The sequence below is a fragment of the Fusobacterium mortiferum ATCC 9817 genome (genome assembly GCF_000158195.2).
GTDB classification, from domain to species: domain Bacteria; phylum Fusobacteriota; class Fusobacteriia; order Fusobacteriales; family Fusobacteriaceae; genus Fusobacterium_A; species Fusobacterium_A mortiferum.
In genome coordinates this window covers 508,837-534,009 of sequence record NZ_GL987988.1, presented here as the reverse complement: position 1 = coordinate 534,009, position 25,173 = coordinate 508,837, and the positions used below count along the sequence as shown (strand labels likewise).

Sequence of the window (25,173 nt, the reverse complement as noted above, 5' to 3'; positions counted from 1 at the left end):
AAAAGTACTAGAGCGTTACAAACATCCTAGTACTTCTAGTATAAACTTTATTTTAACATTTTTAACTTTAGATACATTAATTTATAAATATTTCACATTAAAATATTAATACCTAAACATTTTAGTCATTATTTTTTACATTTAATTTTAAAATTCTATATTTTTTTTATTTTTAATACTTATCCATTTAGATTCTAATTCTTTTAATTTAACCTTACTTACATATAATGTTTGTTTATTTTTAAAAATAATTCTTTCCTCTTTTAAATCTAAAATCTCTACTGCCTCTATATTAACAATAGTTCCTCTATCTAATTTATAAAAGGACTTTATTGTTTCCAATCTCTCTTCAACCTCTGAAAAATTTCTTTTAATTTCAAAACTACTTGAGTTTCTTAAAAAGAAAGTAGATCTCCTTGTAACACTTGAATAAGTTATATAGTTTATATCTTTTGTTTTAAAAAATCCTCTTTTAAATTTTCCAAGTAAATATATCTCTATATTGGCTAAATTTTCAGCTTCCAATATCCACTCTCTTGGAAAAACCTCATCCTTATTCTGTTTTAGTTCAGGAATAGAATTATGCATACTTATTATCTTCCAATCTCCATCTTCATAAAAAAATATTGTTGTTAGCCTTGTTTCCAAGCTTCTTTTTTCCTTATGAAAATATATAATTGTTAGATCACAATATGAAGATATTATACTTCCTAAGTTTCTTTCAATATAATTATTTATATAAAAACTAACTTTTCCACCTATATTTTTTATTCTATTCTTTAAGCTCTCTAAAAATTCATCCTTATTTTTAGCAATTTCTAACTTACTAGTTCCAATTCCTACAAAATTTTCAGAGACTAAACTTTCAATTAAATGAACATCATTTAGTATTAAGTAATTAAAAAAAAATGTTTTTAATATTCTTTCTCCTATTTGTTCCATTAAACCCCTCCTTTTAATTTTTCATAAATTACTTTTTATTTTTATAAAGATTTTCTTATAAAAGTAAAATATAATAATAAAGTAAAATTAATACTAGAAATTTAAACATTAATATTATAAGTCTATTTTACTATATTTAAATTTTTAAACACACCAAATTTTAAATATTCAGCATTAATATATACAAATTTGTACATTTAAGTTGAAATATTTTACATTTTAAATTATTTTATATTCTATAAAAAGAAAGAAGTATGAATTAAGACTTTGGATTAAAAATAAAATTTCCTAAATCATAATCATACTCCATTTGTTTTTTATTAAATTTATGTCAAATTATATAATTTATACCTAGTACATATATAATATTTTATATCCTATAAAAAGTCAATAGATTATTTTTTAGCTTTTATTACTTTCTTATTATTTTTATAAGAAAATTAATCTATTTTTATCCTCATCTAAAACATAATCTTGTGAAAACATATAATCACACTATCAATAAATTATTATAAAGTTATTCTTCTACATTTATTTTGTATATAAAACAATTTTTATATTATATTTTTTTATTTTAGAAAAACTTGACTTTTTTTATATTTAAGAGTAATATTCTATTACAATATTTTTATTTTAAGGAGAAAAAGATGTTTGAAAAAAGATATAAATCCCATCATGATGTAAAAGATGTTATTAATAAGTTAACTAAAAAAAGTATAGTAACTCCTTTTACATTCAATAAGTTACTCAATGAAGAACCAGAAAACAAAGAAGCTGGAATCTATGTTCATACTCCCTATTGTGATAAAATTTGCTCATTCTGTAATATGAATAGAAAGCAAGTATCCAACAATTTAGATGACTATGTTGAATATTTATGTAAAGAATTTGAAAAATATGGGAGTAAAAAATATGTTCAAGGAAAGGAAATTACTACTATATTTTTTGGTGGAGGAACTCCTACTATATACAAAGAGTATCAACTTGAAAAAATATTATCCACTCTTACTAACAGTTTTAATATTTCTTCTAATTGCGAATTTACATTTGAAACTACTCTTCATAATTTAACATTAAAAAAATTAGCTATTATGGAAAAATATGGAGTCAATAGATTAAGTATTGGAATACAAACTTTTTCTGATAGAGGAAGAAAACTGTTAAATAGAACTTATGAACAAAAAGAAATTATTAAAAGAATAAAAGAACTTAAAAAAAATTTTAAAGGGCTTATTTGTATTGATATTATTTATAATTACTTAGATGAAAGCTTAGAAGAAATCGAAAATGATGCTAAAATTGCCACTGAATTAGAAGTTGATAGTATTAGTTTTTATTCTTTAATGATACATGAAGGTTCAAATCTTTCTAAAGCTTTAAATGAAAATAAATTAAATTTTAATTACCAAATTTATAGAGATAAGGAATTACATCATACTTTTTTAGAAAAAACACTAAATAATGGATATAAATTATTAGAGCACACTAAAATTACAAATGGAAAAGATGAATATAGATATATAAAAAATATAAACTCTTTCTCTGATTTATTTGCTATTGGAGTTGGAGCTGGTGGAAGAGTTAAAAATATTGAATATTTTAATTTGAATAAGTTTATTACTTTCTATGCTAAAGATTCTAATTTTAAATACAAAGTAAAAAAACTTTCTGGAATTTTACAATATCCTGAAGTAAAATTAAGCAATATTAGAGAATTAACAGGAGATAAAATATATCCTGAAATATTAAGACTCTTACAAGAGTTTCAAAAAAGTAAATACATAGAATTTTTTGAAGATTCATTTAAATATACACTAGATGGTATATTTTGGGGTAATAGTATTGTTGCAGTTTTAATTGAAAAAATGATAGAGTTAGAATAATTTTTACTTCATTAAAAATATATTTTAAAAATAACAGTAATAATTTACATAAAAATTTCTTTAAAACTTTTTATTTTGAATTTTAAAATATTTTATAAAATAAATACTTGACTTTTGATTAAATATAATATATAATTCATTTAATCCTTTCTTTTAAAGTATTTTAATTTACTTAAACTAACAATTAATATAAAAGCTGTCAGTGTTATAAAAATCTGACAGCTTTTATATTTTTATTAAAAACTTTATTTCCAAATTCTAAAAAATCTTTTAACCATCAAAGGAAAATCTCATTCTAAGCTCAAAAATTTAAAAAATGAATTTTTTCATTTATACGATTGTTACTAAAAAAGTTGAGTACTGGATTTACTCAACTTTTTATTCCTATCTTATCATTAGAAAGTATAACTTATTCCTGTATAAAAAGTTCTACTATCTGCTGGTATTACAACTGCATAACTTCCTGGAGTAGAATACGAATAATACTTCTCATTAAAAATATTATTAATTCCACCATAAATACTTAATCCATTTGGATGATTATATTTTAATGATAAATCTACAACAGTATTCGATTTAACTAGACTATCTTCATCTTTGTCAGCTTCATTATAAAAATTATTATATTTTCCTGTATATTTCCAAGCAATTCCAGTACTTAGATTATCTGTCATTTCATAATCAACTTTTAGTGTCAACATATGTTTAGGAACTTTTTGTAATCCACTATTTGACCAATCAATCTTATTTCCATCTTCTATAGCTTGATTTCCTTTATCATTATACTTACTCTTTCCCTTTAAATACGAATAACTTTCTTCAAAAGAAAACTTTCCTAAACTTTGATTTGCACTAAATTCAATTCCATATCTATCTGTTGCTAAATAGTTTACTGTTCTAGATTCACTTATTCCATTTACATATACTCTATTCATCTGATTATCTGTAGTATTATAGAAAAGAGTTAGATTAAAAGCTGAACCCCAAATATAATCTCTCCATCCTATTTCATATATATCAAATATTTCATCTTCAGCTTCTGTTTTTACATATATTTTGTTTCCTTCAGAATCTAAAACTCTATCAGAAATTTGTTGCCCATCAGGTCCAGTAAAACCTCTTTCATATCTTGCATATACTTTACCAGTATCTCTGTAATTATATCCAATTGACAATTCATAGTTTTGATTTTTTCTCACACTAGTATCATTTCCAGGTCCATCTGAAGCTTTTTTATCAAAACTCCAATCTGTAATATCATATCTCATTCCTTGAGTAAACTCAAATTTTCCTCTTTCATATATATTCATAAAATATATAGCTTTTACAAATCTTTCATAGTCAAATTTAAGTGGAACTTCTTTATAAGTATATTTTCCATCATATTTTATATAATTTCCATCTACAGTTTGACCAGGCATAACTTTATCTCCATTTGATATTTTCCTCATCTTATAATCACTGTAATGTAGGCTAGCATTTTGTTTAAAATAATCTATTCCAAATAAAATACTACTTTTTTCCCCATATTCAATATTTAATTTTGCTTTTGTTCCTATGGTCTCTTGATACATTTTAGTATCATCATCATCGTTATTGGTAAAATACCCATCACTTTTAAAAGCATCTACTGAAGCAGTTATTGATTCATTTACTGCATAGTTATAACTCAGTTTAAAACTATCATCTTCTCTATCACTGCTTAAATAACTTCTTTTCTTTTCTACTATTTTTAGACCATTTTTATCTACACCAACTGTTACATTTTGATATTTAGGTCTATAATCTTTACCATATTTTTCTAAATTACTTTTAGTTATTGCTTTTATAAATTGCCCCTCTTCCTCTAAATGACTATACTTAAAAGAAAAACTTTGTCTATCTGAAATTCTATAATTAAATCCTCCTGAAAAATATTGAGAATTATTATAAGTATCTACAAAATACCAATCTTTATCACTTTTAGAATAATTAAGTTGAACTGTTAAATCATCATTAATTTTTGTTCCTGCATTCACATAATATTTTTTTTCTTTATCTTGAGAATACTCATATCCAACTTTATTAATTGGTTTACTCATAGCTTTTAAATTAGTAGTAATATTAATTACTCCTCCTACAGTACCATTTCCATATAAAACACTACCACCTCCAGGGATTACTTCTATCTTTTCAATCTGTTCCACAGGAACAACATCATAGTTTGTTCCATAAGGATGACTTACTAAAGTAGTAATAGGAGCTCCATCTATCATAACTTGAATATTTCTAGAAGCTTGATCTCCTTGTCCTCTAATATCAATCTCTCCCCATTGTGTAGTTCCTACTGTTATTCCTGGGACATCATTTAAAACTTGGGAAACTGATGTGTACCCCTTTTCATCAATTTGATTTTTATCAATCACAATTACATTTTTAGTTGATTTTAATTTTTCAATTTCAATATAATCAGGATTAATAAAAGTAGCTCCCAATTTAATATCTTCTGAAAAGGCTAAATTCTTAACTTGAACGATTGCTAATAGTAATAGTAATAATTTTTCTTTTTTCATTTAAATATTCTCCCCTCTATTTTTAATAATATTAATTCTATATCAAAATATTTTGAATGTCAATATTTTTATATTGAATTAATTTGACTTTTTTAATTTTTTGATATATCATTTTACTAAAATAATGAGGTGATATTAATGAAAAAAATTTTTTTGCTATCTTTAGGAACTATCTCTTTAGTTCTAGGGTGTCTTGGAATTTTTCTTCCACTACTTCCTACCACGCCATTTTTACTTTTAAGTGCTTTTTGCTTCAGTAAATCTTCTGAAAAATTTCATAAAGCTCTTTTAGAAAATAAAATTTTTGGACAATATATAAGAGATTATCAAGAGAAAAAAGGAGTTACTTTAAAGAATAAAATTATTGCTATTAGTATTCTTGTAATTAGCATAACTTTTTCTCTTACTAAAATCTCAAGCTTTCATTTAAAATTATTTCTAATCTTAGTTTTATTTGGAGTTTCTTGCCATATTTTAAGACTAAAAACTCTAAAGTAATTTAATTTGATATTAAAAATATTTTATTTTTTAATTTTTTACTTGACTTTTATCTAACTATACTATATAATTCAATTAATCCTTTCTTTTAAAGTATTTTAATTTACTTAATTAACAACTAATATAAAAGCTGTCAGTGCATATAAAAATCTGACAGCTTTTATATTTTTTGAAAAATATTTTATATCTAACTTTATTTTTATAAAAAAAAGAGAAGCAATTTTTGCCTCTCTCTCTATGAAACTATAAATTTATAATTAAATTCTTAAAATAATTATATGCATTTTCTAAATCATTTTCATCTGGATGCTTACTTGCATCTTTCCATCTTTTTATTCTTTCAGGGTTTGGTCCATGAGGATGATCTGGTCCAAATTTTGTTTTCATCATCTCTATAAGTTTTGGATCAATAGCTCCTTGACAATGATAGTGTCCTACTACTTCATTTTCATTACCTTCAAATAATTTTTTTATTCTCTCTATACAATCCATAGCATGTTGTGAATCTGGATAAGCTCCTAATGTAAATATGAAAGCTGTTTTCTTTTTCTTTATTGTTTCGATAAATTTAAGAGCCTTTGTATCAGCAGTCCCTTTATCTATCCAAGTCCCTACAACTATTAAATCATAATCTAAAGTTGTTACTTCACTGATATCTTTTACTTCTATCTCTGTAAAAGCTTTTGCCGCTGCTTCACAAACTTTTTTAGTATTCCCTGTTAGTGTTGAATAAGCAATTAATGTTCTCATCATATCCCTCCTAGTTTTAGTTACTAAAATTTATATCATATTTTAATTATAATGTCAAATTATTGTAAAATATTTATTTTTTATTGACTTTAAATCAAAAAAATATTATTATATTTATGTTAAAATTATTTTGAATATAAAAATATAAGTAAATATTAATAATAGATTAAATATGTATACTTTAGAGGAGGATTTAGATGATTAACAATTTATTATTATTTGATAAGAGGTATAAATCTCATCATGATAGTACTGGACTTATTAGCAAATATGTTCCTAGTGAAAAAGCTGATAAATCAAGTTTTGAAGCTATGCTTGAGATAAAACCAGATGATAGAAAAAAAGCTATCTATGTACATACACCATATTGTGATAAAATATGTTCATTTTGTAATTTAAATAGAAAACAACTAGATGGTAGCCTAGATTCCTACGCTGAATATATAGCTAGTGAATTTGATAAATATGGTCAAACAACATATTTTAAAGAAAGCACTTTTGATGTTATTTTCTTTGGTGGAGGAACTCCTACTGTTTATAAACCTAAACAACTTGAAATCATACTTCAAAGCATTCAAAGAAATGTAAAACTCGGAGAGAACTATGAGTTTACTTTTGAAACAACTCTTCATAATCTTACTGAAGAAAAATTAGAAGTAATGATGAAATATGGAGTAAATAGACTCAGTGTAGGGATTCAAACTTTCTCAGAAAGAGGAAGAATTTTCTACAATAGAACTTATAGTAAAAATGAAGTTATTGAAAGACTTAAAAAACTAAAAAACTTCTTCAAAGGAGAGATATGTATAGACATTATCTATAATTTCCCTGACCAAACTATTGAAGAGGTTATAGAAGATGCTAGAATTGTGAAAGAATTAGAACTTGGAAGTGCTAGTTTCTATTCTCTTATGGTTCATGAAGGATCTAAGCTTTCTAAAGATATTGAAGCTGAGAAAGTGATAATGGAAGAGGATATGAAAAAAGATTATCTTCTTTACTCTCATTTTATTGATGAAATGTTAAGAGAGGATAAATACTACATTTTAGAACTTACTAAGATAGCTAAAAATGGTGGGGATACTTACCAATACATTCAAGTTAGAAATAGTGGTGGCGATACTTTCCCTATTGGAGTAGGTGCTGGAGGTAGTGTTCAAGGAATTGGAGTATTTAGGATGAATAAAGAGATGAGCTTTTACTCTAAGCAGACTGAATACCATGCCAAATTTGCTAAGCTTTCTGGAATAATGCAGTTCCCTATCATCTCTAAGGAGAGTATTAAAGCTATTTTAAACGAGGAAGAGTATAAGTACTTCTGTGAGAAAATGAAGAGTTATGAAGAAGAAAAACTTGTTATTGAAAAAGAAAATTCCTTTAATTTCACTAAAGATGGAGTTTTCTGGGGAAATAATCTTTCAATAGATATTATCGGATATATTTTAGATAAAGTTTTTAATAAATAAATTTATATAATTTTATTTTATTAGTCTAATAATTAATTTAATGTAAAGGAGAGATATACATATGAATAAGAAAAAAGCTACATTGCTTTGGGCTCTACTTGCTGTATGTGCCTATGGAGAAACAAATAGTATTGACTTAGGAAAGAGTGTTATTTACTCTACTACAGGATTTGCTACTGAAACTAGAAAGATAAGTGCAAGTCCTACAATTGTAACAGCTGAGGAAATTAAAGAAAAAAATTATAAATCTGTAAAAGAAGCTTTACAAGATATACCATCTGTAAATATTATAAATAATACTTTTGGTTCTATGATTGACCTTAGAGGACAAGGAGGATTAGATGGAAATTCTGCTGGAGCTAAAGCTAATGTACAAATTCTTTTAGATGGAGTAGCTATAAATTCTCTTGAAACTTCAATGGTTAGTTCACCTATCAATACTATCTCAATAGATAATGTAGAGAGAATAGAAGTTATTCCTGGTGGGGGAAGTGTTATCTATGGAAGTGGTACTTCTGGTGGAGTAATCAATATCATTACTAAAAAAGGAACAGGAACTAGAGCAAATGCTGGTTATAGTTATACAAGTTTCAATGGTAAGAAATATGATGTATCTGCTGGACACACAATAGGAAAATTTGATATTGATTTATCATATAGTAATAATGAAGCTAAGGGATATAGAGATGATTCTAAAGATGATTCTGAATACTTCCAAGGTAAAGTAAGATATGATATCAATGATAATCACAATGTTGAATTTAAATATAATAATTATAATGCTGGTGCGAATATATTGGATTCTCTTACTAAGGAGCAATTAGAACAAGATAGAAAAATGGGAGATACTGATGGCTTTATCACTAAGATGGATACTGATAAAGATGACTATACTTTAACTTATAACGGAAAACTATCTTCTAATTTAGATATTAATACTATTGCTTTTTATAGTAAAACAGATATGTTAATGGATATGCCTGGTGCTGGAGTAGAAAATATGATGGGAATACAAATTCCATATACTTCAGATGTAAAATGGAACTTTAGAGATGAGAAAAAAGGAGTTAAAACTAAATTAAAATATAGCTATGGAAATGATAGTTCATTAATTTGGGGTATTGATTACATTAATAATGATGGTGGAAGATATGGAAAAATAAACAATACTCTTGATATGGGAATGATGGGAAAAAAACCTATGAATGTTAAAACTGATATGGATTTAAATAAAGATACTATAGCTACTTTTATTATGAATGCATATAAGTATAATGATTTTGAATTTACTCAAGGAATCAGATATGAAAAGTCTGATTATGAAGTTACTAGAGCCCAAAATGTAACTCCACCAATGGGTAAACCTACTTCATCATATCAATCATTTGAAAAAGATGAGGATAATTATGCTTGGGAATTATCAGGAAGCTATAACTATTCTGATACTGGTAGAACTTATTTAAGATATGAAAGAGGATTTACTTCTCCTGGTCCATCATTATTAACTAATAAATATGGTGGTAGTTATTACTTAAATAATCTTGATTCACAAACATATAATAGTTTTGAAATTGGTATGAGTGATTATAAAGGATTTACTGCTATTAATTTATCCCTTTTCTACTCATTAACTGATAAAGAAATCTATACTTATATGAGTTCTGGAATGACTAATAGTAATATTTTAAACTATAATCTTGATAAAACTGAAAGATATGGCTTTGAAATTAAATTAGAACAATATATTGATAAATTAACTTTAAGTCAAACTTACCAATATATTAATGCTGAAATTAAAAAAGGAAAAGAAAAGTTATTTGATGGTAACGGTAATGTAATTACTGGAGAAAATCTTTCTGGTAACAAAATTGCCGGTGTTCCAGAACATAGATTTACTTTAGGGGCTAAATATGACTTCACAAATAACTTCAATATTAATGGAGAAGTAGTTTATAATGGTAACTCTTATATCAACAATAACAATAAATATGGAAAGCAAGATAACTACGTTGTAACAAATATTAGAGCAAACTACAATATGGATAATGGATTATCACTATTTGCTGGAATCAATAATCTATTTGATGAAGAGTACTGTACTTCTGTATCATATAGTCAATCAGAAGGTTACACTTATGACCCAGCAGCTGAAAGAAACTACTATGTAGGATTTAGATATAGTTTATAAGATAAGAAGAAATTAAAATGTGAGGAATTATATGAAGAAAATTTTACCTATCGTGCTTACAATAGGAATTATCATAACAGGGATACTTGCCATACCTATGGGGAGTGTCCCTATTCCTCTGGAGTATATATTTTCTCCAGGAAAAGCACCTGATTATATAAGAACAATAATTTTTAACCTAAGATTACCTAGAATAATTATGTCACTATTAATTGGAATGATGTTAGCATCTAGTGGAGCAGTGGTACAAACAGTATTTCAAAATCCTCTTGCCGATCCTTATATTATTGGAATTGCAGCAAGTGCTACTTTTGGAGCTGTAATTGCCTTTGTGCTAAATCTTCCAGATTTTATGTATGGTGTCTTAGCTTTTATAACTTGTTTAGCTAGTACTCTTCTTATTTTTAAAATGGCTAAAAAGGGAAACAAAGTAAATGTTGCCACTCTTTTAATAGTTGGAATTGCCGTTTCATCTTTCTTAGGAGCATTTACATCTTTTGCTATGTATCTAATTGGAGAAGATTCCTTTAAAATAACAATGTGGATGATGGGGTATCTTGGAAATGCTACTTGGAAAAGAGTTATCTTTATCTTAATTCCACTTGTTCTATCACTGATATATTTCTATTCCAAAAGACATGAGTTAGATGCTCTATTATCTGGTGATGAAGAAGCCCACTCATTAGGAGTTGATGTAAATAGATTAAAAGTGAGAACACTTACTGTGTCTGCTCTTATTGTAGCTTTTTCAGTGGCTTTTTCTGGAATGATTGGTTTTGTAGGGCTCATTGTACCACATACTATTAGAATGATTGTGGGTCCATCTAATACTAAGATGCTACCTAGCACAATTTTAGCTGGTGGATTTTTTCTACTCATATGTGATACCTTTGGAAGAATTGTTCTTGCTCCAGTAGAGATTCCTATTGGTGTAATTACTGCATTTTTTGGAGCTCCATTCTTCCTATACTTAGCATTAAAAAATAAAAGGAGAGATTTCTAATGGAAGCTATAAAAATTGAAAACTTAAATTTCTCCTACGGGAATAGAAAAATACTTCAAGGTATTAATTTAGAATTAAAAAGAAATAAATTAACAGGAATTTTAGGTCCAAATGGTTGTGGAAAATCAACTCTTTTAAAAAATATTTTAGGATATTTAAAAAGTGAAAGTGGGAATATTTATATAGATAAGATTCTAAGTAAAAATATATCTCAAAAAGAGAAAGCTAAACTTCTTTCTCTGGTTCCCCAAAAATCTCAACTTGTATCTGCTATGGATGTAGAAGAGTTTGTACTTATGGGAAGACTTCCCCATTTAAAAAATAGTTGGGATGGGTATTCAAAGAAAGATGTTGAAATTGCTCAACATCATATTAAAGAGCTAGACTTAGAAAAATTTTTACATAGAAAAGCTGTTAGTCTTTCTGGTGGAGAGTTTCAAAGAGTTCTTTTAGCAAGAGCTCTCACTCAAGAAACAAAAATTATTTTATTAGATGAGCCTACATCTGCTTTAGACTTAAATCATGCTTTGGATTTAATGAAAAAAGTAAAGGATAGTATCATTGATAAAGAGCTTACTGCAGTAGCAGTACTCCACGATCTGAATCTTGCTGCCATGTTTTGTGATGAAATTGTCATGTTAAAAGATGGAAAGGTATTTTGCCAAGGAACTCCTAAGGAAACTTTAACTAAAGAGAATTTAAAAGCTGTCTACGATTTAGAATCTCAAGTTTGTTATACAGAAGAGGGAATTCCTTATATCATTCCTAAATTAAAAGGAGGAAAATAAATTGAAAAAAATAATTTTTTCTTTTATGTTTATACTATACTCTCTATCTTTTTCTGCTCTAAAAGTAGAAAATAATCAAGTTATAGATAGTTATAATAATAAGATTGAACTTAAAGAGTATAAAAAAATAGTTGTTTTAGATCCTGCAGTAATAGAAACTCTATATTTAATTGGGGCTGAAAACCATATTGCTGCTATTGGAACTATAGCAAGAAGTAAAATTTATCCTGAAGAGAAGGTAAAATTACTACCAAATGTAGGACATATTAATAATAGTAGTGTTGAAAAAATACTTTCTTTCTCTCCTGACTTAGTTTTAATAAATGCTATGTCTCCAAAACTAGGTGATACATTAAAACCTTTCAACATTCCTTATATAGTTGTTGAAGCTAATAGTTTTAATGATATTTTAAATAATATAAAACTTTATGGTAAGCTTACTGGAAATGAAGAAAATGCTGATTTGCTTTACAATAAATCTATTGAAAAATTAAATAATATAAAATCTAAAATTACTGCTCAGCCACTTAATATGAAAGGAACAGTGCTATATTCAACTTCTCCTATGATGGCTTTTAACTCTAAATCTCTTCCTGGACAGATATTATCTCTTCTAGGAATTGAAAATCTAGCAGATAATTTAGTTGGAGATAAACCTATTATATCCCCTGAGTTTTTATTACAACAAAACCCAGATTTTTTAGCTGGAGCAATGAGTATTTCTAAACCTGAAGATATTTTAAATAGTAATATAATAGTTAAGGAAACAACTGCTGGAAAAAACAATAATCTTTTTATTGTAGATTCTACAAAAATTCTTAGAGGTTCTCCAAGAATTTTTGAGGCAGTTGAAGAATTATATAAAGAGTTAGAAAATTTAAAAAATAATTAAAGAGATGGAACTTTACAGTTCCTATTTCTTTATAAAATTATTTTGATAATCAAAAATTTAGTTTTTCAGAAAGGTTATAATACTATGAAAAAAATTACAATTTTACTTTTTACTATACTTTCTTTTTTCTCTTTTGCTGAAGAAAAAATAAAAATTGGAGTTACTCTACAACCTTACTATAGTTTTGTAGCTAATATTGTTAAAGACAGAGCAGAGATTATCACGCCTGTTAGATTAGATATTTATAATTCACATAACTACAGTCCTACAGTTGAAGATATGAAAAAAATATCTTCCCTTGATACTATAGTTATAAATGGATTGGGTCATGATAGTTTTATCTATAAGCTGCTTAAAATGAGTGGAAAAAATATCCCAATTATTGAAGCTAACAAAAATATAAAATTAATGTATACAGAAGGAATATGTACCCACGAACATAATCATGATGTGCATGAAGAAGAACATCATCTTGAACATTCACATAATGAGGAAGTAAATTCCCATACCTATATCTCTATAACTGAGTCTATTGAGCAAATAGAGTATATTGCAGATCAATTAGGAAAATTAGATCCTAAAAACAGAGAATTCTACTTAAAGAATGCAAAGGAATATACTGATCGTTTAGCTAAACTAAAAAAAGATGCTCTTAATGAAATCAAAGATATAGATATCTCTAACTTTAAAGTTGTTACTTTTTATGCAGGTTATGACTATCTTTTTAAAGAATTTGGAAAAAAAGTCGATATAGTTATTGAGCCAGCACATGGAGTAGAACCTAGCATAGTACATTTACAACATATTATAAAAAAATTAAAAGCTGAAAATATTAAAGTTATTTTTGGTGAAAAACAATTAAAAAATAAATATATGGAAATTTTAAAAAGAGAAACTAGAGCAGACATCAAAGAACTTTATCATATGACTGGTGGTTCCTATTCTGCTGAAAGTTTTGAAGAGATGATTTCTCAAGACTTAAATGAAATTGTCTCTGCTCTAAAAAAAGAAAAATAAAAGGATAAAAAATGGAAAAATATGAACTAGAAATTAAAAATTTAAACCTTTCTATTGGTAATAATTCTATCTTAGAAAATATTAATCTCAAGATTAAGAAAGGGGAAATTCATTGCTTAATTGGACCTAATGGCGGGGGTAAAAGTTCTCTTATAAAATGTATTTTAAAAGAACTTAACTTTCAAGGGGATATTACCTTCCAAAATAATCATAAAAATATCATTGGATATCTCCCTCAACATATCAATCTTAATAATTCTATCCCCTTGACTGTTAATGAATTTATATCTATTAATTCTCAAACGTCCCCCTGCTTTTTAGGTTTTGATTTTAAAAAGCAAAGGCAGGTTGATAATCTTTTAAAAAAATTTAAACTATATGATAAAAGAAATTCAATTTTTACAACTTTATCTGGTGGAGAAAGGCAAAGAGTATTATTATTACAATCTCTTCTCCCTACACCAAATTTTTTAATTTTAGATGAACCTTTAACTGGTATGGATAAATATGGAGAAGATTTCTTTATTTCACTTATAAAAGAACTTAAAGAACAAGGAATTACAATACTATGGATAGAACATAATTTATATAAAGTAAAAAAATTTGCTGATACTGTTACTTGTATAAATAAAACAAATATAGCTTGTAATCTTTTAGATAGTAATTTTTTTGAAAAAGAAATCTCAAATATTTTTTGTAGGTGATTTTATGTTGGAAATACTTAATTATTCTTTTATCACAAATGCTCTTATTTCAGCTTTATTTATAGGACCACTGTTAGGAATTATTGGAACACTTGTTGTAAGCAAAAAAATGGCTTTCTATTCTGAAGCCATAGGGCACGCTGCAATGACAGGAATAGCTATAGGAATAATATTAGGAGAAAATTATTCGACTCCTTACTTCTCTACCTTTGGTTATTCTATCTTATTTGGAATTTTGATTATATATACAAAAACTAAAACTGATATAGCCTCAGATACTCTAATTGGAATTTTTTTAGCAGTCTCTATTTCCATTGGGGCTTCTCTTTTAACTTATACAGCTGGAACAATTAATCCACATATAATTGAAAATATTCTTTTTGGCTCAATACTAACTATTGAGAAAGTAGATATATATATCCTAATAACTATAACTGTTTTAGTTTTTATTATTTTATATCCTTGTTACAATAAATTTTTATTAATCAGTATAAACCCTAGTATTGCCTTAGCTAGAAAAATAAATATAAAATTTTATGAGTATCTTTTTATCATTCTGCTAAGTATCACTACAATAGGAGCTATAAAAATAGTTGGTTCTATTTTAGGTGAAGCATTACTTTTAATTCCAACTGCTTCAGCTAAAAATATATCTCATTCAATGAGAGCCTTTATTGGATATAGTATTTTATTCTCAACCCTCAGCTGCATATTAGGAATAATTCTTCCTGCTTATCTTACTCTTTCAATTCCTTCAGGGGCAGCTGTAATTCTATCTTCTACAATTATTTTTATAATAAGTATAATTATTAAGAAATTTAATTTTAACGTATAATATAAAGGAGGAATTTTATGAAAAAAATTATTTTATTTTATCTCATTGTCAGTGCTTTAAGTATAGCTGACGATGTTAACATTGATTTAGGGGATTCTGTTATCAGGAAAAACTATTCAGAACGGGAATTTTTTGTTGCTCCAAGAGAGATTAAAAACACCTATGTTGTTACTCAAGAACAAATTCAGGAAAAAAACTATAAAAATGTTGAGGATGTTCTTAGAGACTCACCTGGAGTTGTAGTTAATAATACTGCTTTTGGACCAAGAGTAGATATGAGAGGTAGTGGAGAAAAATCTCTTAGTAGAGTTAAAATTCTAGTTGATGGGGTAAGTATCAACCCTACTGAAGAAACTATGGCTAGCCTTCCTATAAATTCAATACCCATAGAAACCATTAAAAAAATTGAGGTTATTCCTGGAGGGGGAGCTACTTTATATGGAAGTGGTTCTGTTGGAGGGGTAATTAATATTGTTACTAATTCAAATGTCACTAAAGATAACTTTTTTATGGATCTAAAATACGCTTCTTTTGATTCTAGAAATTTTGGATTTGCTGGTGGAAAAAATATAAATGAAAAGCTCTATCTTAACTATGGTTTTAACTATGTTAATAGTGAAGGATATCGTAAAGCTGAAGAAAATGAAAACATTATATTCTTAGGAGGATTTGATTATAAATTTAATGATAGAAATAAAATTCGTTTTCAAGTAAGAAATTCAAGAGAGAATCAGAATGGAACTAACCAAGTTTCAAAGAAAATTTTAGAGCAAGATAGAACTGCTCCAGGATTAAATTTAGATTTAGATACTGAAAATAGTAGCTATACTTTTGATTATGAAAATAGATTTAATGACAGTTTGACTTTCTCTTCTACCTTCTATTATCAAGAACAAGAAAGAGACATCACTACTGAAAGTATTGATGATATTATAATTATTGCAAGTGATAGAAATCATACCCATGTACAAAATCATTATAATTTCTATGATGTAAAATCTATTATGAATGCAAAATTTTCTGAAAAAAAATATGGAATAAAATTAAAAAGTAATTATGAATATGACCATGGAAACCTTATCTTAGGTTATGATTTCTATAGTTCAAATAATAAAAGAAACTCTTTTGTTAAATCTGAAACTTTAAAAACATATAGTGATGGAAATTCATATATAAATCTTAACCCTAAAGATAGAAAACCTGTAATTAATAGTGTAGATATTGATTTAACTAAAGAATCACATGGACTTTACGCTTTTAATAAATATGAACTCACTGATAATATAGATATTACTAGTGGAATACGTGGAGAATATACAAGTTACAATGGAAGTAGAAAAAATGGTCCTAACTCTATGCCTTTTCTAGCCGCAAAAACACAAGAAATAGAAACAGATAGAAATTTAACTAACTATGCTGGAGAAATAGGAGCTCTTTATAAATATAGAGATACTGGTAATATTTTCTTAAGATATGAAAGAGGATTTGTCACTCCTTTTGCTACTCAATTAACAGATAAAGTTCATGATAATCAGTTAAAAAATCCTGATACAGGAATTATAACTCCTCCTATTGTTAATGTTGCTTCTATATATGTAGCTAATAATTTAAATTCTGAAATAACTGATACTATTGAATTAGGTATCAACGATTATATATTTAATTCTTTATTTTCTCTTTCATTCTTTGTAACAGATACAGAAGATGAAATTACTTTAATTGAATCTGGAGTTACTAATCCAGCTATTAAGAGATGGAAATATAGAAATATTGGAAAAACTAGAAGAATGGGACTTGAATTGCAAACAGAACAATATTTTGATAAACTTAGTCTTAACCAATCTCTTTCTTTAGTTAATGCTAAAGTTTTAAAAGGAGATAGTGATATCAATATCAATAAGAATGATAAAATTCCAATGGTTCCTGAAATGAAAATAACTTTAGGAGCGAAATACAGTCTAACTGATAGATTATCTCTATTAGCTAATTACACTTATATTAGTGAAAAAGAGGTTAGAGAATTAGATGATAAAGATAATATTAAAAAATTTACTATTGATAGCTATGGAACAGTTGACTTAAGTACTCTATACCAAATAGATGAATATTCTAATTTAAAACTTGGAGTAAAAAACTTAACTTCTACTAAGTATAATCTTAGAGAAACAAGTATTGAAGCTTTTCCAGCACCTGAAAGAAATTATTTTATTGAATTAAATGTAAAATTCTAAAAATATTAAAAGGAGACCAACTATGAAAAAACAACTAATTATGTTAATGTTAATTATTGCTGCTCAAAACAGTTATTCTGAGACTGATATCTACAGTAAAGATGGAAATTTTAGAATCTCAGTTGATTCTGAATTTATAACAACTTTTGAAAAAGGATCATATGAAGACTTATTAAGAATGGTAGATGAAATAAATAGACAAAATGGAATAAATTCTGATTATCTAGATAAAGGAACTACTGTTGGAGAGGGATATAATGATGTTGATATTGTTCCAATAGCTCAATTTACAACTAACAATGAATTTATTGAAGAGTTTACTTCAATAAAAGGAATAAATACATCAGATTCATATTTTAATGTTTCAGATTTAATTAATAACAATTTATCTAAAAATGAATTAGATAAGTTACAATATAAAAGAATAGGGAATCAAAAGAGAGTTTATCTTGGAAATGGTAATATTGTAAAAGATTTAAAAATTGTCAATTCTTCAGATTTTGAAAATGAAGTAGAAAATAGTAATAAAAATAGTAATACCAAATACCTATTAGAAGGGACATATAAAAGTATCGAATCCGGAGTAAGAAATCAATTAAATATTTCTATGGATGATTATTATTCTAAAATTCAAGGAAAAAGTAAAGAAGAAGTAGTAAAATATCTACAAAAAAAATTAAAAGAAGTTAAAGATATTGAAACTGTATATAAAAACGGAGAGCTATATACAGTTTGTAATGGAAAAGAATGGAAAGTTCTTTGGGAATTAGAAGCAGTATCTGTGCATCAACCTGGTGAAACTGATGAAAATAAACAATTTAAAGATGAAGTTTTTACAAAAATCTATATCTATGACTCTTTTAATAGAACAAATGATAGTTCTGGAAAAGTCTTATATAAGACTGATGGTAGTATAGTTATTGAAGATAAATTCAATTATGACAAAGCATATACTCAAATATCATCTGGGTATAACTCCACAAAATCTTTAGAAAAAATTATTGAAGAAGCTAAAAACAATCAAAATTCCAATAATAAAATTTTAAATCAATATTTTAAAGATAAAAATGAACTTTCAAATGAAGAGTTTGAAAAAAAATGGATAAAACCATTTGAAAAGGGTGGAGAATTTGATACAGCTCTAAATAACATGAAAAGTGAAATAGCCCAAAAAAGAAAGGATTTAACTCCTCTTAAAGAACAAAATTCAACAGCAAAAAAAGAATTAGAAAAAATAAAAAATGATTCTAGATTACCTGATGACCATTATATATTCACTGGAGGCTGGTATTCAAAAGAAGAGGCTAAAAAATATTATGATAAACAAACTAAAGAAGTTCAAGAATTACTTGATAATTATGTTAAATATAACAAAATTAAAGATGAAACTGATGATAAAATATTAAAAATAGAATTAGATATACAAATGGAAATTCCTAAAAAGTATGGTTTCTATAAGTGGGGAACAGAAGATGAAAGTAAGTGGACAAGTTTTGTTATAGGTGCTAAAGACCTTGTTGATGGTATCCTAGGTAAAAATATCGAACTTAGAGGAAAAGGGAGAATAGATGGAATTATAGATTTAGGAGAAGGTAACAATCAACTTACTATCACTGAACAATTCACAGGAAAATATGGTACTAATGTTATTTTAGGAGCTTATTCTCAATTAAAAAATATAGATGTGGTTAAAGTTGGGGGACAAATTGGAACTGATTCTTCTGCCTCTCTTTCTGGAAGAACTTCTCTTTCAATGGATATTGACCCTACAGTAAAAAATAAAGAAGGACATCTAATACAACATGCTTTTAAAGATTCAGATAAAGATATTATTTTTAAAAGTTTACACTCTATTTTAAATAATAAGTATAGGAATGATTTTGCTATTGAATTAATGGTTAGTAGAATTAGCGAAGACTCTGTTATTAACATGGGTAGAAAATTAGAATATGAAGCTTTTGATAGAGAAAGTGGAGAAATATTAGATTATAAAATATCTATGATTTCAGATTCAATTGCACATACCTTAGATAAGTTAGAAAAAACTGATTTTGAGGGAAATACTCTTTTAAAAGTTAATATCAAAGATTCTTTAAAAATGTTAAATGATAAAGAAAATGAAGTTTATGCAAGTATTAAAAATTCAGGACATCTATCATCTCTTTTTGCTACTTTGACAACTACAAATAAAAGAACTAACTTTACAGCTGAAGAAGATGAAAAAGAACTAAAAAAAGATATTACACTTGCTAAATATCTTAGAGAAAAAAATGCTGAAGAGATTATAAAAGATTTAGGTCAATTTAATTTTTCTAAACTTGAAGAAGACAAAATAAAAGAAAATATTAGTAATCTTAAAAATAATACTGTTATTACTATTGGACAAAAAAGACATGAACAATTAGCTAAAGTTAAAGAATTAAATCTATCTGAAACATCGCAAAAAATATCTGATTTAAATTTACAAAATGATATAAATAATTTAGACAATCTAACAGAAAATGAAATAACTGAAAAATATAATAACTTAAAAAAGTTTTATAGTAATGCACTTGAAACTTTAAAATCTCATTTAGATGAAGAAAATCAAAAGATAGATAGTGTTAAAAGTTTAAACAGTAAATTATCTTCTTTAGATAGTGCTATTAGATGGTTTGATAAGTATGGAGATAAAAAAAATAATTTAAAAGAGATTATGAGATATGCTCTTGAAATTCCACAACTTATTTCTAAAGTTCTACTTGAAAATGAAGAATCATTAGATAAAGCACTTTTAAAAGATTTAAAAGCTCTTGAAAATAAAGAAGATATATTTGATTATAAAGAATTACACTCTATTCTTTACTATACTCAAAGACAGGAAGAAGTACTAAAAGAATTACAAACTCTTATAAATCAAGTTCAAAATAAAAATATTTATTCTAGACTAAATAAAGTAGCAAAAGATGAAATCTCTACTTTTACTTCTATCCCATTTGATATAAATAACGACTTTTCAGTTAACAAAAATTATGTACATGGTGGAAGTATTTTAACTAAAAACTCTTATGATTCTTTTAAAGGAAATATCTATAGTGGTTATGGTATATATGAGACTGAAATTAATAATATGAACTTTGGATTTATTGTAGGAGGAGCTACTTCTAATCATAATGAAATAAAAAATGATACCCTTAAAGAGGTTACTACAGAATCTAAAATTAAAGGTGTTAGTGCGTATTTAGGTGGATATAATAGAAACTTCTTAACTCCTAAATTACAATGGCTAAATGGATTTGGATTACAGTATGGAGAGTATGAAGTAAATAGAGAGTTTAAAAATAATTATCAAGAAAACAATTTCACTTCCAATACAAATGTATATGGAATAAATTTATACTCAGGATTAAATTATCAATATTCTTTAAAAGATGACTTAGCACTTAATTTTAGAGGGCTAGTATCTTATTCATTTATCTCACAAGAAGATATTAAAGAAAAAAATGCTCCTTTAGCCTTAAATATTAAAGCTCAAAATTATAATTATTTAGATAGTGAATTAGGAGTAAGCTTAAATAAAACTATCTTTAACCCTAACTCTAAAAATACTCTATCTGGAGGTATTTTTGGAAAATTTGGTATATTGGGATATGACAATAAAAATCTAAATGGTAAATTTAATGATTCTACTAGTTCAATGGAAATCCAAGGAAACAAATTTGAAAAAAATTCTATAAAATTAGTTTTAAACTATGATGTTTCTTTAAATTCAGGAATCAACTATGGATTAGAAGGAACTTATACTACAAATGATGAATATAATAATATTACCTTTGGGCTAAAAGCTGGATATCGTTTTTAATCTAATTAAAAAGAAGCTGTAATAACATAACAGCTTCTTTTTTTTATTAACACTTTTATATCAAAGAGTAAAAACAATCTAAATACTCTTTAATTAATTCTTTCTTATCATCTCTTGGAACATATATAGCAAATATCTCTTTCTCATCTTCCCCATAGAATCTTATTGAACAACTTTTTCTTCCAAACATATTATCCTCTACTAAGAAAATCTCTTTTATTTTATCAACACTTAAATGTCCTCCTATTGAAGATTCTGGGTCATGGAAATTTAAATATCCATGAGCATAAAATCCCTTTGGAAACTTATCTTTTATTTCTAAAACAAAGTTAGGAGTTACTACTAATAGAAAAACTTTTTCCCATCCTCTTAATATTTCAAAAAGTTCTTCTCTTTTCTCAAGAGGATATTTTCTTACTGTTGGAGCTTCTCTTAATACCTCTATAAGAGATATTCCTAACTCTTTAGCTATTTTTTCTAAAGATATTTTCTCATTTTCTTTTAATAATTTCACAATTCTATTTTTCATCTCTTTACTCCTTTTATCTTCTTATTTTTTAAAATATTTTGTTCTTAATTTAATTTTATATTCAAATTATATTATAATTTAAAATTTTTGTCAATATTATCTCTCATATTGAAAATAATAAAAAAGAGTATTATAACTTTTAATTACAATACTCTTAATTTTATTATATTATTCTAAAGAATAATATAATATTTTTTTATTTAATATCTACTACTGGAAATCTATTTGGTAACTTTACTCCAGCTCTATCTAAAACTTTTTTACTTTGTTTTTTAACTTTTTCTAAAAGTTCTTTCTCATCTAAGAATAAAATTTTCTTCTCTTTCATTAACCATTTTCCATTACACATTGTAGATTCTACATTTTCACTGCTCATAGCATATACTATATTAGCTATTGGGTCTACTAATGGTAGAGCATGAATAGTATCAGGATTTAAAACTATTAAATCAGCTTTTTTACCAACTTCTAAACTTCCTATCTCCTTCTCTTGTAAAGCACATTTAGCTCCATTTATTGTTGCCATCTCTAAAACCTCTTCAGCAGAAACACTCTTAGGGTCTAATGTTCTTCCTTTATGTAATAATGATGTTAAATACATATCTCTCATCATATCCATCCTATTATTAGACGGTGCTCCATCTGTTCCTATTCCAACAGTAATACCTTTCTCCATCATCTCAGGAATTCTAGCAAAACCTAAAACTACTTTCATAGCAGCTGCTGGATTATGAGATGCTTTTACATCATAAAGTCTAAATAAATCTATCTCTCTTTCAGTTAACCATACTACATGGGCAGCTACTAAATTAGGTCCTAAAGCTCCTAGTCTATATAGGTGCTCCACTGTTGTTTCTCCTCTAGTAGCTCTTGTATAATCCATCTCCTCTTTTACTTCCAACACATGCATATGTATTCCAGTATTATACTTATCTGCTAATTTTTTTGTTCCTACTATTAAATCATCTGAGTTATTAAATATAGTTCTTAGTCCAAACCAAATTTTTATTCTTCCATCAGCTGCGTTATTATATTTTTTAAATAACTCCTCTTGCTCTCTTAACTCCTCTTCAGTAGTTTTTTGCCAAGGTTTTGGAAGTCCCTCTCCATCGTCCATAGTAGACTTACAAAGGCAAGCTCTAAGTCCACATTTTTCTACTGCCTCTACCATAGCATCTACATATTGTCCCCCAGCTTCTAAGAAAGTTGTAGTACCTGATTTTATCATCTCTACACAACAAGCTATTGATGAAATTAAGGAATCCTCATAATCAAAGCTACTCTCATATGGCCAAATTCTCTCTCTTAACCAAGTAAGTAACACTACATCATCTGCTATTCCTCTTCCTAATTGCTGTGAAAGATGTACATGAGTATTTACAAGTCCAGGAAGAATAATTTTTCCTTGTGCATCATAAATCTCTACATCGCTATCTAATAGTTTTTCATCTATTTTTCCAATGGCTTTTATTCTATCATCTTCAATAAGAATAGAACCTCCATTAAAAACCTCTCTTTTTTCATTCATTGAAACTATATATCCATTTTTAATTAAAAGTTTTCCCATTATTTCCTCCTATCTCCAAATTAAGTTTACTAATGAAAGAGCTCCTATTATCCATAAAACTGTATTTATTTTATTCCACTCTTTAGCTACAGCATGCATTATAATATAGCTAACAAATCCAAAACTTAATCCAATACTGATACTATAAGTAAGTGGCATAAATATTATTGTAACAAAAGCTGGAACTGCTATCTTTATATCAGATAAATCTAAGTCTCTTACACTTTTAAACATAAATACTCCTACCATTACAAGTGATGGAGCAGCAGCAAACATTGGTACTATTCCAACTAATGGAGTAACAAGTAAAGCTAATAAAAATAAAATAGCTGTAACAAATGAAGCTAATCCTGTTTTTGCTCCTGCTGCTATTCCTGCTGCAGATTCTCCAAATGTAGTAACTGTACTAGTACCTAAACAAGCTCCTATTATCGTAGATGAAACGTCAGCAAACATCATTCTTCCTAAACCTTTATATTTTCCTTTTTCATCTACTAGACCTATCTCTCTAAAACAAGCTATTAAAAATCCTAATGAATCAAATAAGTCTATAAACATAAAAGAGAATATTGAACCAAATAATGAGATTTTAAAGGCTCCAAAAATATTTAATTTAAAAGCTATTGGTTCTATACTTGGTGGCATAGATATTATAGCTTTAGGTAATTCTACTAATCCTAATATCATTCCTAGTACTGTTATAATTACAATACTTATCAGTATTCCACCTCTAACTTTTTTTAATTCAAAAATTGCCATTAAAACTAAACCGAGTATAGATAGTGTAACAGGTAAGTCAAATTTTCCTAATGCTACTAATGTAGCTGGATCTGCTACTATTATTCCCATATTTTTTAAACCTATAAAAGCTATAAATAAACCTATCCCTGCTGTAGAAGCAATAGTAATCGGTGTAGGTATAGCTGAAGCTAACTTTTCTCTAAGCCCTGAAGCTGCTAATATAAAAAAGAAAACTCCTGATATAAAAACTACTCCTAAAGCATCTTGCCAAGGTACACCTTTTCCTATAACAAGTGTAAAAGTAAAAAAGGCATTAAGTCCCATTCCAGGTGCCATTGCTATAGGCACATTTCCTATAAAAGCAGCTAAAAATGTTCCTATTGCTGTAGCTAGACAAGTTACTGTAATTAAAGCTCCTTTATCCATTCCAGCTAAAGATAAAATTGCAGGATTTACAAATATTATATATGCTATTGCTAAAAATGTTGTAACTCCTCCAATTACCTCTGTTTTTACACTACTTTTTCTCTCTTCAATTTTAAATACTTTTTCTAACAAAGTGTTAGTCATCATTTCCCTCCTATTATAAAAGTCTACTTCCATTTTATTAGAAAATGTGATTTTTGTCAAACTTTTTTGTTTGAATTTGAGAATATTATATTTTTTTCATATTAACATAAAATAACAAAATATTTTAAATAAAAAAGAAGAATATTTTACTCATTATTATCTACTCTTCTAAAGAA

18 protein-coding genes are annotated in these 25,173 nt (G+C 26.6%); 12 read left to right on the top strand and 6 right to left on the bottom strand.

The features are described 5' to 3' along the window. Positions 1-147: 147 nt before the first annotated feature. Positions 148-942 carry a LytTR family transcriptional regulator DNA-binding domain-containing protein gene (locus tag FMAG_RS13220; RefSeq protein ID WP_005884085.1) on the bottom strand — a complete coding sequence of 265 codons (795 nt, stop codon included), beginning with the start codon at positions 940-942 and terminating at the stop codon, positions 148-150. Between the two features lie 647 nt (positions 943-1,589). On the opposite strand from FMAG_RS13220, the gene FMAG_RS03490 reads away from it, so the two are divergent. Beyond that, on the top strand, positions 1,590-2,825 hold the full coding sequence (locus tag FMAG_RS03490; protein WP_005884083.1) for a coproporphyrinogen-III oxidase family protein: 1,236 nt from the start codon (positions 1,590-1,592) through the stop codon (positions 2,823-2,825). A gap of 395 nt (positions 2,826-3,220) precedes the next feature. Here the strand turns inward: FMAG_RS03490 and FMAG_RS03485 are convergent, their stop codons facing one another. After that, positions 3,221-5,377 carry a TonB-dependent receptor gene (locus FMAG_RS03485; protein ID WP_005884081.1) on the bottom strand — a complete coding sequence of 719 codons (2,157 nt, stop codon included), beginning with the start codon at positions 5,375-5,377 and terminating at the stop codon, positions 3,221-3,223. Positions 5,378-5,515: 138 nt separating this feature from the next. Between FMAG_RS03485 and FMAG_RS03480 the strand changes: the two genes are divergently transcribed. Next, entirely contained in the window at positions 5,516-5,875 is a 360-nt protein-coding gene (locus FMAG_RS03480; RefSeq protein WP_005884079.1) for a YbaN family protein, read from the top strand. 243 nt (positions 5,876-6,118) lie between these two features. Here the strand turns inward: FMAG_RS03480 and FMAG_RS03475 are convergent, their stop codons facing one another. Beyond that, complete coding sequence (locus tag FMAG_RS03475) at positions 6,119-6,625, bottom strand: flavodoxin family protein (protein WP_005884077.1); 507 nt, start codon at positions 6,623-6,625, stop codon at positions 6,119-6,121. 197 nt (positions 6,626-6,822) lie between these two features. On the opposite strand from FMAG_RS03475, the gene FMAG_RS03470 reads away from it, so the two are divergent. The 10 genes from FMAG_RS03470 (at position 6,823) to FMAG_RS03425 (ending at position 21,590) form a co-directional block, all read left to right on the top strand. After that, complete coding sequence (locus tag FMAG_RS03470; RefSeq protein WP_005884075.1) at positions 6,823-8,091, top strand: radical SAM protein; 1,269 nt, start codon at positions 6,823-6,825, stop codon at positions 8,089-8,091. A 61-nt stretch (positions 8,092-8,152) separates the two neighbouring features. Further along, positions 8,153-10,279, top strand: coding sequence for a TonB-dependent receptor family protein (locus FMAG_RS03465; protein ID WP_005884073.1), 2,127 nt, complete (start codon positions 8,153-8,155; stop codon positions 10,277-10,279). Positions 10,280-10,310: 31 nt separating this feature from the next. Further along, positions 10,311-11,282 (top strand): FecCD family ABC transporter permease, encoded by a 972-nt coding sequence (locus FMAG_RS03460; protein ID WP_005884071.1) that lies wholly within the window; start codon positions 10,311-10,313, stop codon positions 11,280-11,282. After that, a complete protein-coding gene (locus FMAG_RS03455; RefSeq protein ID WP_005884069.1) occupies positions 11,282-12,070 on the top strand; it encodes an ABC transporter ATP-binding protein in 789 nt (262 codons plus the stop codon). Before FMAG_RS03460 ends, FMAG_RS03455 begins: the two co-directional genes overlap by 1 nt. 1 nt (position 12,071) lies before the next feature. Continuing rightward, a complete protein-coding gene (locus tag FMAG_RS03450; protein WP_005884067.1) occupies positions 12,072-12,962 on the top strand; it encodes an ABC transporter substrate-binding protein in 891 nt (296 codons plus the stop codon). A gap of 84 nt (positions 12,963-13,046) precedes the next feature. Continuing rightward, positions 13,047-13,979, top strand: coding sequence for a metal ABC transporter solute-binding protein, Zn/Mn family (locus tag FMAG_RS03445; protein WP_005884066.1), 933 nt, complete (start codon positions 13,047-13,049; stop codon positions 13,977-13,979). A gap of 11 nt (positions 13,980-13,990) precedes the next feature. Next, on the top strand, positions 13,991-14,683 hold the full coding sequence (locus tag FMAG_RS03440) for an ATP-binding cassette domain-containing protein (protein WP_005884064.1): 693 nt from the start codon (positions 13,991-13,993) through the stop codon (positions 14,681-14,683). Between the two features lie 4 nt (positions 14,684-14,687). Continuing rightward, a complete protein-coding gene (locus tag FMAG_RS03435; protein WP_005884062.1) occupies positions 14,688-15,518 on the top strand; it encodes a metal ABC transporter permease in 831 nt (276 codons plus the stop codon). Positions 15,519-15,535: 17 nt separating this feature from the next. Further along, positions 15,536-17,749, top strand: coding sequence for a TonB-dependent receptor (locus tag FMAG_RS03430; protein WP_005884060.1), 2,214 nt, complete (start codon positions 15,536-15,538; stop codon positions 17,747-17,749). A gap of 22 nt (positions 17,750-17,771) precedes the next feature. Beyond that, complete coding sequence (locus tag FMAG_RS03425; protein WP_005884058.1) at positions 17,772-21,590, top strand: autotransporter outer membrane beta-barrel domain-containing protein; 3,819 nt, start codon at positions 17,772-17,774, stop codon at positions 21,588-21,590. A 55-nt stretch (positions 21,591-21,645) separates the two neighbouring features. On the opposite strand, the gene hutX is transcribed toward FMAG_RS03425, so the two are convergent. From hutX to FMAG_RS03410, 3 genes are all read right to left on the bottom strand, one after another. Beyond that, positions 21,646-22,119, bottom strand: coding sequence for a heme utilization cystosolic carrier protein HutX (gene hutX, locus FMAG_RS03420; RefSeq protein WP_005884056.1), 474 nt, complete (start codon positions 22,117-22,119; stop codon positions 21,646-21,648). Between the two features lie 196 nt (positions 22,120-22,315). Next, entirely contained in the window at positions 22,316-23,686 is a 1,371-nt protein-coding gene (locus tag FMAG_RS03415; protein WP_005884055.1) for an amidohydrolase, read from the bottom strand. 9 nt (positions 23,687-23,695) lie between these two features. Beyond that, the gene (locus FMAG_RS03410; RefSeq protein WP_040493587.1) at positions 23,696-25,000 is read right to left on the bottom strand and encodes an NCS2 family permease; all 1,305 of its coding nucleotides are present in this window, start codon (positions 24,998-25,000) and stop codon (positions 23,696-23,698) included. Positions 25,001-25,173 lie beyond the last annotated feature (173 nt).

What these genes read in the sequence shown, in the direction of transcription:
- FMAG_RS13220 (WP_005884085.1), bottom strand. Translation starts at nt 942, where the DNA reads ATGGAACAAATAGGAGAAAGAATATTAAAAACATTTTTTTTTAATTAC.
- FMAG_RS03490 (WP_005884083.1), top strand. Translation starts at nt 1,590, where the DNA reads ATGTTTGAAAAAAGATATAAATCCCATCATGATGTAAAAGATGTTATT.
- FMAG_RS03485 (WP_005884081.1), bottom strand. Translation starts at nt 5,377, where the DNA reads ATGAAAAAAGAAAAATTATTACTATTACTATTAGCAATCGTTCAAGTT.
- FMAG_RS03480 (WP_005884079.1), top strand. Translation starts at nt 5,516, where the DNA reads ATGAAAAAAATTTTTTTGCTATCTTTAGGAACTATCTCTTTAGTTCTA.
- FMAG_RS03475 (WP_005884077.1), bottom strand. Translation starts at nt 6,625, where the DNA reads ATGAGAACATTAATTGCTTATTCAACACTAACAGGGAATACTAAAAAA.
- FMAG_RS03470 (WP_005884075.1), top strand. Translation starts at nt 6,823, where the DNA reads ATGATTAACAATTTATTATTATTTGATAAGAGGTATAAATCTCATCAT.
- FMAG_RS03465 (WP_005884073.1), top strand. Translation starts at nt 8,153, where the DNA reads ATGAATAAGAAAAAAGCTACATTGCTTTGGGCTCTACTTGCTGTATGT.
- FMAG_RS03460 (WP_005884071.1), top strand. Translation starts at nt 10,311, where the DNA reads ATGAAGAAAATTTTACCTATCGTGCTTACAATAGGAATTATCATAACA.
- FMAG_RS03455 (WP_005884069.1), top strand. Translation starts at nt 11,282, where the DNA reads ATGGAAGCTATAAAAATTGAAAACTTAAATTTCTCCTACGGGAATAGA.
- FMAG_RS03445 (WP_005884066.1), top strand. Translation starts at nt 13,047, where the DNA reads ATGAAAAAAATTACAATTTTACTTTTTACTATACTTTCTTTTTTCTCT.
- FMAG_RS03440 (WP_005884064.1), top strand. Translation starts at nt 13,991, where the DNA reads ATGGAAAAATATGAACTAGAAATTAAAAATTTAAACCTTTCTATTGGT.
- FMAG_RS03435 (WP_005884062.1), top strand. Translation starts at nt 14,688, where the DNA reads ATGTTGGAAATACTTAATTATTCTTTTATCACAAATGCTCTTATTTCA.
- FMAG_RS03430 (WP_005884060.1), top strand. Translation starts at nt 15,536, where the DNA reads ATGAAAAAAATTATTTTATTTTATCTCATTGTCAGTGCTTTAAGTATA.
- FMAG_RS03425 (WP_005884058.1), top strand. Translation starts at nt 17,772, where the DNA reads ATGAAAAAACAACTAATTATGTTAATGTTAATTATTGCTGCTCAAAAC.
- hutX (WP_005884056.1), bottom strand. Translation starts at nt 22,119, where the DNA reads ATGAAAAATAGAATTGTGAAATTATTAAAAGAAAATGAGAAAATATCT.
- FMAG_RS03415 (WP_005884055.1), bottom strand. Translation starts at nt 23,686, where the DNA reads ATGGGAAAACTTTTAATTAAAAATGGATATATAGTTTCAATGAATGAA.
- FMAG_RS03410 (WP_040493587.1), bottom strand. Translation starts at nt 25,000, where the DNA reads ATGATGACTAACACTTTGTTAGAAAAAGTATTTAAAATTGAAGAGAGA.